Source organism: Pseudomonas sp. NPDC090208, from assembly GCF_044746785.1.
GTDB lineage: Bacteria > Pseudomonadota > Gammaproteobacteria > Pseudomonadales > Pseudomonadaceae > Aquipseudomonas.
The window spans coordinates 42476-54894 of sequence record NZ_JBIVCU010000016.1 but is presented as its reverse complement, the minus strand read 5'-3'; the positions used below and the strand labels follow the sequence as shown (position 1 = coordinate 54894).

Annotated in this window: 9 protein-coding genes; 6 read left to right on the top strand and 3 right to left on the bottom strand. The window is 63.0% G+C overall.

What is annotated here, in order from left to right; translation table 11 throughout:
* Positions 1 to 75: 75 nt before the first annotated feature.
* Both ACIPL0_RS23630 and ACIPL0_RS23625 read right to left on the bottom strand, forming a co-directional pair.
* A complete protein-coding gene (locus ACIPL0_RS23630) occupies positions 76 to 1029 on the bottom strand; it encodes a 2-hydroxyacid dehydrogenase (protein ID WP_400601262.1) in 954 nt (317 codons plus the stop codon).
* 67 nt (positions 1030 to 1096) lie between these two features.
* Positions 1097 to 2500, bottom strand: coding sequence for a sodium:solute symporter family protein (locus ACIPL0_RS23625; RefSeq protein ID WP_400601261.1), 1404 nt, complete (start codon positions 2498 to 2500; stop codon positions 1097 to 1099).
* Positions 2501 to 2998: 498 nt separating this feature from the next.
* Between ACIPL0_RS23625 and ACIPL0_RS23620 the strand changes: the two genes are divergently transcribed.
* The 4 genes from ACIPL0_RS23620 (at position 2999) to ACIPL0_RS23605 (ending at position 8116) form a co-directional block, all read left to right on the top strand.
* Positions 2999 to 3523, top strand: coding sequence for a sigma-70 family RNA polymerase sigma factor (locus tag ACIPL0_RS23620; protein WP_400601259.1), 525 nt, complete (start codon positions 2999 to 3001; stop codon positions 3521 to 3523).
* Positions 3524 to 3526: 3 nt separating this feature from the next.
* The gene (locus tag ACIPL0_RS23615; protein ID WP_400601258.1) at positions 3527 to 4507 is read left to right on the top strand and encodes a DUF4880 domain-containing protein; all 981 of its coding nucleotides are present in this window, start codon (positions 3527 to 3529) and stop codon (positions 4505 to 4507) included.
* 142 nt (positions 4508 to 4649) lie between these two features.
* Complete coding sequence (locus ACIPL0_RS23610) at positions 4650 to 7052, top strand: TonB-dependent siderophore receptor (protein WP_400601256.1); 2403 nt, start codon at positions 4650 to 4652, stop codon at positions 7050 to 7052.
* Positions 7052 to 8116: a YncE family protein gene (locus tag ACIPL0_RS23605; RefSeq protein ID WP_400601254.1), complete on the top strand. Its 1065-nt coding sequence runs from the start codon at positions 7052 to 7054 to the stop codon at positions 8114 to 8116. Before ACIPL0_RS23610 ends, ACIPL0_RS23605 begins: the two co-directional genes overlap by 1 nt.
* Positions 8117 to 9344: 1228 nt before the next feature.
* Here ACIPL0_RS23605 and ACIPL0_RS23600 read toward each other — a convergent pair.
* Positions 9345 to 9899: a cysteine hydrolase family protein gene (locus tag ACIPL0_RS23600; RefSeq protein WP_400601252.1), complete on the bottom strand. Its 555-nt coding sequence runs from the start codon at positions 9897 to 9899 to the stop codon at positions 9345 to 9347.
* Between the two features lie 104 nt (positions 9900 to 10003).
* Between ACIPL0_RS23600 and ACIPL0_RS23595 the strand changes: the two genes are divergently transcribed.
* Positions 10004 to 11032: a GlxA family transcriptional regulator gene (locus ACIPL0_RS23595; RefSeq protein ID WP_400601250.1), complete on the top strand. Its 1029-nt coding sequence runs from the start codon at positions 10004 to 10006 to the stop codon at positions 11030 to 11032.
* A 26-nt stretch (positions 11033 to 11058) separates the two neighbouring features.
* Positions 11059 to 12180 (top strand): DUF1615 domain-containing protein, encoded by a 1122-nt coding sequence (locus ACIPL0_RS23590; RefSeq protein WP_400601248.1) that lies wholly within the window; start codon positions 11059 to 11061, stop codon positions 12178 to 12180.
* Positions 12181 to 12419: the final 239 nt, after the last annotated feature.

Below are 12419 nucleotides of genomic sequence, written 5' to 3'. Positions count from 1 at the left end.
GCGGTCGTACAGGAGGGCGGTAAGGAAGGGGCGGGGCCTGACAACAACGCGCGTCAGGCCCGCGCAAATACAGGCTTACAACTGAACGCCGGTGACCAGCGAACCGTCGTTGAAGTAGCTGCTGACGTTGGCGAACACCAGGTCGGCCATGGCCTGACGGGTTTCGTGGGTGCCGCTGCCGATGTGCGGGGTCAGCACGGCGTTGTCGAGGGTCAGCAGTTCGGCGGGTACATTCGGCTCGTCTTCGAACACATCCAGACCGGCGCCGGCGATTTCGCCTTCCAGCAGCGAGGCTACCAGTGCCTGCTCGTCGACCACCGAACCACGGGCGACGTTGATCAGGTACGACTTCGGCCCTAGGGCCTTGAGTACGTCGCGGTTGATCAGTTTCTCGGTTTCCGGACCGCCCGGCACGATGACCACCAGGTAATCCGCAGCCTTGGCCAGCGCCTGCAGGTCGTCGTAGTGGGTGTACGTCACGTCGGCGTAGGCCTGGCCGCGACGGTAGTAGGCGATGTTCATGTCGAAACCGGCGGCGCGACGGGCAATGGTCTTGCCGATCTTGCCCAGACCGACGATGCCGCAGGTCTTGCCGCACAGGTCATTGCCCAGCGGGAATTTGCCGGTGGCCCATTGGCCTGCACGGACGAAGCGCTCGGCTTCGCTGATGCGCCGCGACACACACAGCATCAACGCCAGCGCGGTTTCGGCGACAGCGTTGTTGAGCACGTCGGGGGTGTTGCTCAGTTTGATGCCTCGGCGCGCCAGGTACGCGGTGTCGTTGGCGTCATAGCCGACGCCGAAGCTGTTGATCACTTCCAGGTTCGGCAGGCGGTCGAGCAGGGCGTTGTCGGTGCCGTAGACACCGCTGGTGACCACGCCACGCACGCTGGCGCCATGCTCGGCGACCCAGGCGTCGAGGTCCTTGATCTCCCAGCGGTTATGCACGGTGAAATCGCGGTTCAGGTTTTGCGTCAATGCCGCATGCATCGGGCCCCAGACCAGAATGTCGGCTTTCTTGTCGCTCATTGTTTCCTCCTTGCGGTGCGGCCTCGTCACTGAAACCGCACCTGGGTTGCAGGTACGAAAGGGATCGTCAGCCGTTTTTATCGAACACCGGCTGGGCTTCGGAACGCCCGGATTTGAGCAGTTCGGCGATGGCCATGGTCAGCAGTGGCGCGAACAGTGCGAAGTAGGAACTGTCGATGCCGTACGGGTTGCCGGCCAGGAACCAGCCGATGGTGGAGATCACCGAAAGGATCACGCCGGCCAGCGCACCGCGACCGGTACCGAACTTCGGCGCATAGAAGCACATCAGCACGATGACCGCGAGGGTGGCGCGCAGGGCCTTGCCGAGGAAGGCGATCAGCAGGATCTTGTCGGCGTACAGCGCCAGGATCAGCGGCAGGAAGCCGATGACGACGATGGCCAGACGAATGAAGATCACCGACTTCTGGTCATTCTTTTCTTTGTTGAAGAACGGATCGTAGAAGTCTTTCAGGGCGAGAGTGGCCGAAGCCAGGGTGTTGGCCGAGATGCCGCCGAACAGCGCGCCGGCCAGGCCGATCACCACCAGGCTGGCGGAGAAGGTCGGCATGTGGGCGATCAGCGCCGGGAAGGCGTCGATGGATTTGATGCCTGGATACAGGTACGCACTGGCCATGCCGATCAGGGCGGCCATGATGCCGAACGGGATCATCAGCGACGACACATAGAAGCACGCGCGTTTGGCGGTCTTGTGATCCTTGGTACTGACCAGCGCCTGAATCACGTACTGGGTGGCGAAGATCGAACCGATACCGCCGATCATCCAGGCGAAGATCTGGCCCCAGCCCACGCCGGTGACGTCGAACATGTTGGCCGGCAGTTTGGCCTGCATCGCACCGATGCCGCCGGTGGCCTGCAGGGCGAACGTCAGGGCCAGGATGATGCCGACGTATTTGATCAGGCAGTGGGCGAAGTTGGTGTAGACCACCGAACGCATGCCGCCGACGCTGACGTAGAACACGGTGATCACGCCGACCAGCAGGATCGCCAGGGTCTTGTCGATGTTCAACACGGCCGCCAGTACCGCGCCGCCGCTGGCATACAGCGCCACCGAGACAATGCTCAGGGCGCAGATGGTCAGTACCGACGCCGCGTAGCGGGTGCCCTGGCCGTAGTTCTGCGCAAGGATGCCGGAGATGGTGTTGAGGCCGGTCTCGCGGTACTTCTTCGCCAGCACCAGCGCCAGCAGCAGGAAGCCCATGGACAGCGCGACCAGGTTCCAGGCCGCGGAAATGCCGGCTTCAAAACCCTTTTGTGCAGTGCCGATGCTCACCGAACTGCCGATGAATTCGGACAGCAGCAGGGCGCCGATCAGAAACGGAGGAAAGCTGCGGCCGCCTCCGGTAAAGCCATCGCTGCTCTTGGCATGCTTGCGCACGCTGTAGCCGATGTAGGACATGACGATGAAGTAGCCGGCGGTCAGACAAAGGATGATTGTTATTCTTGGGTCCATGTTCTCTCCGTCCCCTGCGGTCAGGGTGCGTGGATGGTGGTCGAGCGTGTGTGTGCCGTGCAGCAGGACGTTGTCAGACGACGTGCTGATTCAGCAAGGGTAGGTGCAGCAACGGGACATCGGGCGGGGAGCGCTATTGCGTTCCGTGACGCAGCCGTCTGGCGGCCTGTGAGGAGAGAAAGGGCGTAAATACGCTGCGCGCATGGCGAAAGTGTGTGGATCTTTTCATTTTTATTAGAGGCTCGTGATCAGCGTTGAAAAGGCAACTCAATACGAAGCTCCGTTATACGTCATCGTACAACGCCAAGCAATCGTACGCTTGCACAGTTTCGAATCAAGTGCCGTTGATCGACGCGGGCGGTTCCACGCCGGTCATTCGATGGGGCGTTGGAAGCGGGCCGTCGATGCCGCGATCAAGCCGCAGGCTTTTCATTGCAAATGAGAATCTGTTTTATTAGTATCCCGCGCTTGAGTATTTCCGGCCGCGAGATGGTGTAGATGAGTGCCGACAACCTGGATCAGCTTTATCAAGCGCACCACGGATGGCTGCATTCTTTTCTGCATAAACGGATAGGGCATTCGCTGGTCAGCGTCGAAGCGGCGGATCTGGTGCACGACACGTTCATGCGATTGCTGCTCAAGCCGCGCACCTTTGCCAGCGCAAGCGATGCGAGAGCGTTTCTGTGTACCGTCGCCAAGGGGCTGTATGTCGACCAGTGGCGCCGCCGGCAGATGGAACAGGCCTGGGCCGAGTCGATGGCCGCGTTAGCGCCGCAATTGGTGCCGGACAGCGAATACCAGGCCAGCGTGCTCGAAGCGCTGTGCCGCGTCGATGCCATGCTGCGCAAGCTGTCAGCCAGAGCCCGGCGGGCCTTTTTGCTCGCGCAGATCCACGGGTTGACCTATGCCGAGATCGCCGAGGATATCGGCGTGTCCGAGCGCATGGTGAAGAAGTACATGGCGCAAGCGATGTTTGAGTGCCTGGCGCTGGAACTGGAACTTGCCGACGTGTCGGGAGCCTGACCCGTGCCTGCTGCCGAACGCCTCAGCCACGCAGTCCTTGAACAGGCCGCGCATTGGTATGCGCAGCTTCGCGCCGCCGATGTCGCCGACTCCGATTACGCTGCCTGGCGCACATGGCTGGATCATCATCCGGCCCATGCCGAGGCGTGGGCCTACGTCGAACGCATCAGTGCGCGCTTTTCGCCATTGCAGCAGGACGGCGAACGTGACCGCGCGTTCGAATTGTTGCGTCCGCAACGGGCGCGCCCTGTCAGTCGCCGTCAGTTGCTGGTGTCCATGGGCGTGCTCTCTGCCGCCGGTCTTTGCGGGATGTCCTTCAGCGGGCGCAGCGACTACCTCGCCGACGCCTTCGACCGACTGGGTGCCGATTACACGGCCGGGGTTGGCGAAATCAAGGCGTTTTCCCTCGCCGACGGCAGCCGCGGCTGGCTGGCCAGCAACAGCGCCGTGGATGCCGGTTTCGCTGCCGGTTGCACGACCCTGACACTGCGCTGCGGCGAGGTTTACTGGCAGACTGCAGCCACCACGCAGGCCCGGCTGGAGCTGGGCGTCGCCACGGTGTACGTCCAGGGCGCGACCCTGTCGGCGCAGCGCCAGGGCAATCAGTCCCGTGTCAGGCTGGTCAGCGGTGTGGCTCGGGTCGTCAGTACTGCCGGTTCGGCCAGCGCCACCCTGACAGCCGGGCAGGAAGTGCTGATCGACAACCGCATCATCGGTACGCCACAGGCGTTCCTCCCCGGTGCAGACGCCTGGATCAAAGGCTTGTTGATCGTCGATGGCGTGCCGTTGCAGAGCGTGCTTCGCGAGCTGGGGCGCTACACCCATGCCCATCTGGGCCATGCACCGGAGGTGGCGAACATTCGCGTGGTCGGCAGTTTCCCGCTGCAAAACCTGGAGCGCTCGTTGACGATGTTGCAGCAGGCGCTGCCGGTCAGCGTCAACCGCGTGTTGCCCTGGTGGATCAACGTGCAGCAGCCGGTGTGAGACGACAGTGCCGGCCGGTGGATGAGCCCAGGCGCCAGGACGGCAAAAAATAATCGCGAATTTCCAACAATCGGGTTCCCCTTTTTCGAGGCTGGATCGGTGTAGAGGAAAGTGATTCTTAAACTCTGTTCCGGAACCCTGCATGAACCCTCGTACTTTTGCCTTGCGCCCCGTCGCAGCCGCCCTCGCCATTGCCCTCGGAACGCTCGTCTGCAACCTGCCAGCACAGGCAGATGACAGCGGCAGCGTAGCCACGTATGACATTCCGGCCGGCCCCCTGACTGCCCAACTGGCGCGGTTCGCGGCCGCCAGCGGAGTGGAGCTGGTTTCCGCCGCCAGCCTCACCGACGGCCGCAGCGGCGCGGCCCTGCACGGCCGCTATTCGACGTCGGCGGCGCTGGCGAAGATGCTGCAGGGCAGCGGCATCACCGCCACGCAGAACGCCGATGGCAGCTACATCCTGCACGCCGCACCTGTTGGCGAGATCAACCTCGGCGAGGTCAACATCAATGGCTCGACCGAGAACAGCGTCAGCTATCAGCCGGCCCGCACGTCCTCGGTCATGCGCAGCGACACGCAGAATCTGGACATCCCGCAGAGCATCAACATCGTGCCGGCCCAGGCCCTGAAGGATCAGAAGCCGCGCAACCTCGACGATGCGCTGGCCAACGTCAGCGGCATCACCCAGGGCAACACGCTGGCCTCGACCCAGGACACCATCATGAAGCGCGGCTTCGGTGGCAACCGTGACGGCTCGATCATGCACAACGGCATGCCGCTGGTGCAGGGCCGTGGTTTCAACGCCGCCGCCGACAGCGTCGAAGTGCTCAAGGGCCCGGCGTCGCTGCTGTACGGGATCATGGACCCGGGCGGTGTGGTCAACGTGGTCAGCAAACAGCCGCAGATGCAGCAGTACAACGCGATCACTGCACGGGCTTCCGGCTACGCCCACGGGCGCAATGGCAGTGGCGGCACGCTGGACAGCACCGGTCCCATCGGTGACACCCCGTTTGCCTACCGTCTGGTCGCCGACTACGAAGATGAAGATTACTGGCGCAACTACGGCACCCACCGGGAAAACCTGTTCGCGCCGTCGCTGGCCTATTACGGCGAAGACACCCAGGCAGTGCTGTCCTACGAGCACCGCGAGTTCCTGACGCCGTTCGATCGCGGCACCGCGCTGGACCCGCGCACCAACCATCCGCTGGACATTCCGCGAAGCCGCCGGCTGGACGAACCGTTCAACTACATGGAAGGCCGTTCGGACCTGACCCAGTTCAGCCTCGACCACCAGTTCAACGACAACTGGAAAGGGCACTTCGGCTACAGCTGGAACAGAGAGACCTACGACGCCAACCAGCTGCGCGTCAGCGGCGTGAACACCACCACCGGCACCCTGACCCGCAGCAACGACGCGACCCACGGCGCGGTCAGCACCGACAGCTTTGCCATCGCCATGCTCGACGGCAAGTTCGATATCGCGGGCTTCCAGAACGATTTGCAGATCGGCGTCGACGACGAGAAGCGCAAGATCTTCCGCTCGGACCTGCTGCGGCAGAACACGACCACCTCGTTCAGCTACCTGAACCCGGTCTATGGCACCGAAGCGCCTTCGGCCACGGTGTCGGCCAGCGACAGCGACCAGACCGACAAGCTGCGTGCCGAATCGGTGTTCTTCCAGGACGCGTTTCACCTGAACGACCAGTGGATTCTGGTCGCCGGGGCGCGCTACCAGACCTACGACCAGATTGCCGGCCGGGGTCGTCCGTTCAAGGCCAACACCGATATCAACGGTCAGAAATGGCTGCCGCGAGTGGGGGCGGTGTACAAGTGGAGCAACGAGCTGTCGCTGTACGCCAGCTACACCGAGTCGCTGAAACCGACCTCGACCATTGCACCGCTGAGTTCGGGCAGCGTGATCGACTCCAGCGTGCTGCCGGAGGAAGCGAAGTCCTACGAGATCGGCGCGAAGCTCGACCTGCCGGGCCGACTGACGGGTACGCTGGCGCTGTTCGACATCCACAAACGCAACGTGCTGGTGTCGCAGTACAACGACGTGACCAAGAACACCGACTGGCGCACCTCCGGCGCGGCCCGTTCCCGAGGGGTTGAACTGGACCTCACCGGCGAGGTGACCGACAGCCTGAGCCTGATCGGCAGCTTTGCCTTTATCGACGCCGAGACCACCAAAGACCCGGAGTACAAGGGCAATCAGCTGTGGAACGTGGCCCGTCGCACGGCGGCGCTGTCGGCGGTGTACGACGTCGGCTCGATCATCGGCGGTGACCGCCTGCGGGTGGGTGGAGGCGCCCATTACGTCGGCGACCGCGCCGGGGATTCGGCCAACTCGTTCACGCTGCCGTCCTACACCGTGGCCGACGCCTTTGCCTCGTACGACACGAAAATGGCCGATCACAAGGTCAACTTCCAGTTCAACGTGAAGAACCTGTTCGACCGCACCTATTACACCTCCAGCGCCAACCGTTATTTCGTGTCGATGGGCGATGCGCGCCAGTTCATCCTGTCGTCGACGGTGGAGTTCTGATGATGAAAAACACCCTGCGTGGCGTGACCGGTTTTTGTCTTGCGCTGCTGATCCCGGGCAGCGTGATGGCAGACAGTGGAGCGGCGTACCAGACCGTCTCTCGACATGTGCTAAAGGGCTCGGGGCACAGTTGGGGTTTTGCCGCGCTCGATCCCGAGCAGCCGCACCTGTACATCGCCAGACGAGAAAACGGCTTGACTGTGTTCGACGTGAACCGGCAGCGGGAGACCATCACCCTGGCTGACTCTGTAGGGGCCAATGCCGTGGCGTTCGTGCCGTCCCTGCACCGGGCCTACGTGGCCAACATGGACGGCTCGCTCAGCGTCGTCGATACCCGTCGGCTCAAGGTGCTGAAACGAATTGCGCTCGATTCGGGCAACCTCAACAACCTGGTGTACCTGCCAGCGATCAAGCGGGTGGCCGTCACCTCCGGCCGACGTGGGGACGAATCGACGGTCTATCTGTTCGATCCGGCGCAGGACACCGTCACCGGTTCGGTAAAGCTTCCTGCGCGCAAGCTGGACGCGCCAATTGGTTTGGCGGACGGTCGCTTTATCGTGCCGATGCGTGACGAGGATCAGGTCGCGGTGTTGAGCGGGACGGATCTGCAGACCGTCAACTACTGGAAATTCGCGGGTTGCAGCCGACCCAGCGCGGTGGTGGCCGACGAGCTTTCACAACAGCTGTTCGTCGCCTGTCGCGGCGGGCAGCCGACACTGCTGTCGGCCAGCCTGAACGACGGCACATTGAAAGCCACTGCGCGGGTGGGACGGGCGGTCAACGCACTGGCCTTCGACCCGAGCCATCGTCAGGTGCTCGCACCCAGCGGCGCCGATGCCGAACTACGCGTCTTCAACAACGAGCCGGGCGGTGCATTGCAGCCACTGGCGAGCATCGGCACCCAGCCCTGGGCGCACAACATGGTCTTTGACAGCATCAATGGGCGCGTCTACCTGTTCAGCATGAACTACAGCCAACCCCTGAGCGCCGATGGAGCCACGACAGGAGACCCGGTGTTCCAGCCCGACACATTCAACATCATCACCCTGCAACAACGGCCATAGCGCCTGGTATTTCCTGGCTGAAACAGGTCAGGCTTCTGGCCGAAGGCTGTGGGAAGGAGCTCTGCTCGCGACGGGGGCAGTCCAGACAAAACTGTGCCGGATGAGCCACCGCCATCGCGAGCAGAGCTCCCCCCCACAAGGATCTTTAGTGACCTCAGCCTTGTTTGACGTCCATACATCCGTGGGAGCGCGCAAAACCACGCGTAGCAGCCCGGCTTGCCGGCGGTGGTGATCTTGAGGACGCCTTCGCGGGCGAGCCCGCTCCCACAGGGAATCTGCGTTACGCCAGTTTTTGATCTGGTTTTTGATCTTGGGGCCCCGTCCCAGAAGGCCGAACGCAGGCGATGCGCAGTGGGCCGAGCGGCATGGATGCCGCGAGAGCCGCGTGGGCCATGGATGGCCCATTCGCGGCGGGCCCACGGAGCGTCGCCGGAGTGAGGGAACACCGAGCATTAGCGAGGTGCCGTATGGCGGGGATAGCAGCCCTTGGTTACTTGGGGCTTTTCCAAGTAACTCGCCGTGAGGCGAAACCAAGCTGCGTTAGCAGCTACAGCGATCATCCAGACACACCGAGTGCACAGGTTTTACGACGACTGCGTCGCCGGTCGCAGGGCAAGCCAGCTCCTACATAGATCGCGGTGAAACTTCTGTAGCAGTCCGGCTTGCCGGCGGTAGTGATCTTGAGGACGCCTTCGCGGGTGAGCTCGCTCTCACAGAGAATGAGTGTTCCGTCGGCTTTTGATCTGGCTTTTGATCTTGGGGCCCCGTCCCAGAAGGCCGCACGCAGGCGATGCGCAGTGGCGCCGAGCGGCATGGATGCCGCGAGAGCCGCGTGGGCCATGGATGGCCCATTCGCGGCGTGCCCACGGAGCGTCGTCGGAGTGAGGGTATGCCGAGCCGAAGCGAGGCACCGTATGGCGGGGTAAAGAGCCCTTGGTTACTTGGGGCTTTTCCAAGTAACTCGCCGTCAGGCGAAACAGGGCTGCGTTAGCAGCTAAAGCGGTCAGCCAGACACACCGCATTCACAGGTTTTACGACGACTTCGTCGCCGGTCGCAGGGCAAGCCAGCTCCTACAAGGGTTCGCGTAACGTGTCGGAGGCGAAACAGGGCTGCGTTAGCAGACTCAGCAATCCAAATGACACACCGAGTGCACAGGTTTTACGACGAGTGCCTCGCCGCTCGCAGGACAAGCCAGCTCCTACAGGAGGTCGCCGTGCTGCTACGGCGTCAAGCCGCCCTGCTCAAGAACGCCTCGGTCGTCACCATCTGCGCATAGGCAAACCCCAGCGCCGCCATGAACGCCGCATGCACCTGCGCCGCCGGCACGCGGGTGCCGTTGAACTCCAGATCACGACTCGCGCAGGCATCATGCACCACCGTCACCTTGTAACCCAGGTCCGCCGCCGCGCGGGTAGTGCCGTCCACGCACATGTGGCTCATCGCGCCGATGATCACCACCTCATCGATACCATGACCGTCGAGCACCTGCTTCAGCTCGGTTTCGCGGAACGAGTTGACGTAGTGCTTCAGCACCACCGTTTCATCAGGCCGGTTGATCACTTTCGGATGAATCTCCGCACCTTTCGAACCGACATTGAAGAACGGCGCTTCAGGGTTGAGGAATTCATGACGGATATGCACCACCAGTTCACCTGCGTCGCGGGTGGCCTGGATGATCTTCGCCGCGTTGTCGGAGGCGGCGTCGATGCCGACCAGCGGCCATTTACCGTCGGGGAAGTAGTCGTTCTGGATATCGATTACGATGAGCGCTGATTTGGACATGTCTGCTGCCTCGGTTGGGGGATTGCGTTGTGTGGAGCCAGTATTGGCCCTGTGCGACCGCGCGAGGATTGGCTGCGCCGACATTAAGCGAGGCAAAACTGACAATGAGCACTGAAAGGCACGTCGAACGGAGTACTGCCGAAATCGGCCTGCTGATGTATCCCGGCTCGCAGACGGCTGCGGTGCATGGCCTGACCGACCTGTTCGAAGTCGCCAACCGTATGGTCGATGAACAGGGCGCACGTTCGCTGCCGCGCCTGCGGGTCAGCCACTGGCGGGCCGACAAACCGACCTGCGAACCGCAACGGATCTACGACAGCCTGTCCGGCGCTGATCCGTCCAATGCTGGCGGCCCGTTGCACGCCGTGCTGATTCCGCCATCGTTGAGCGGCTTGCCCGACACCCAGGCCATGCACGGCCTGTCGCAGTGGGTGCTGGCCCGGCACGGCGAGGGCGCGACCATTAGCGCGGTGTGCCTGGGGGCCTTCGTGCTGGCGCAGACCGGCCTGCTCGACGGGCGCACGGCGACCACTCACTGGACCCAGGCCGAGCCGCTTGGCGAGCGCTTTCCCAACATCAGAATCAACGCCGACAAGCCGATCATCGATGATGGCGACATCATCACCACGGCTGGTCTGATGGCCTGGTCGGAGCTGGGCCTGTGTCTGGTGGATCGCCTGCTCGGGCCGAGCATCGCCACCGATACCGCGCGTTTTCTGGTAATCGAACACCGCGACAGCGTGCGCGAGTACGGCAGCCATTTTGCGCCGATTCTCGGCCACGGCGACGCGGCGATTCTCAAGGTCCAGCACTGGTTGCAGAGCAGCGGCGCGGTGGATGTCTCGCTGGCGGAAATGGCCCGGTGCGCCGGGCTTGAGGAGCGGACGTTCCTGCGGCGTTTTCGGGCAGCGACCGGGCTAAAGCCAACCGAGTACTGCCAGCATCTGCGGGTGGGCAAGGCCCGGCAGTTACTGGAGTTCACCAACGGCACCGTCGATCACATTGCCTGGACCGTGGGCTATCAGGACCCAGCGGCGTTCCGTTCGACGTTCCGCAAGATCACCGGGCTGGCGCCCAGCGAATACCGTGGCAAATTCGGTGTCAGTACGGCAACGGTCGCGCCACGGGCGTGAACATCATCTATTTATAGCGAGGCGACATGCCTGTGAAAGGATTCACCCGTCATACTTCTGCGCTGGCCGCTGTGCTGGTCATGACCGTGCTGGCCGGTTGCGGCACCTCACAAAACCGTACGCCACCTCCGGCGCCGGAACTGGTGCGCAGCGAGATCGTCCGCCTGCTGCCGGCCAGCGTTGCCGACCGCCAGGGCTGGGCGACGGACATTCAGACCGCCTTCGACACGCAGAAGATCGATCCCAGCCTGGTCAACCTCTGTTCGGTGCTGGCGGTGACCGAGCAGGAATCCAATTACCAGGTCGACCCCGCCGTGCCGAACATGGGCAAGATCGCCCGCGACGAGATCGATCGCCGCGCTGGCAAGGTGCATGTGCCCAACCTGCTGGTGCGCAGCGCCCTGGACATCCGCTCACCGAACGGCAAGACCTACAACCAGCGGCTGGATGCGGCGCGTACGGAAAAGGACCTGAGCCTGCTGTTTGATGACTTCATCGGCATGGTGCCGCTGGGCAAGACGCTGTTCGGCAGCTTCAACCCGGTACACACGGCCGGGCCGATGCAGGTCAGCATCGAGTTCGCCGAGCGCCAGGCGAGCGGCTATCCGTATCCGGTCGAAGACTCGATTCGCCATGAGGTGTTCAGCCGGCGCGGTGGCATGTATTTCGGCATCGCCCATTTGCTGGGGTATCCGGTCAGCTATGACAAGCCGCTGTACCGCTTCGCCGATTTCAACGCCGGCTGGTACGCCAGCCGCAACGCAGCGTTCCAGAGCGCGGTGGCACGTTTGTCGGGCAAGCGCCTGGCGCTGGATGGCGACCTGATCAACTACGGCTTCAGCCCGACCCTGGGCCAGACCGAACTGGCGGTGCGCAGCCTGCACACGCAACTGGACATGCGTAACCCGACCATCCGCAGTCAGCTGGAAAAGGGCGAGTCGGCGGATTTCGAAAGCACCGAGCTGTACCGCAAGGTCTTTGCGCTGGCCGACAAGGCCGCCGGCAAACCGCTGCCACGGGCGATCCTGCCGGGCATCGTCCTGGAAAGCCCGAAGATCACCCGCAAGCTGACCACCGCCTGGTTCGCCCAGCGCGTGGAAGAGCGCCGGGTACGCTGCATGGCGCGGGCGTCAGGCAAGTTGAAATAAGCGCCACGCTCCTTGTAGGAGTGAGCTCTGCTCGCGATGGCGTCATCACTGACGACTCTGCATTAGCGGTCAATCGCTATCACGAGCAGAGCTCGCTCCTACAGAGGGTCCTGTAGCTGCACGGCCACGAAGCGGTGGGTGGTCAAGCGAGGTATCGGTCAATCTGTGAGCCAGCGCACACTGCCACCGGAATGAACGCCGCTGCCGTCGCGCAGGTCTAGACTGCAACACGGTCCGGA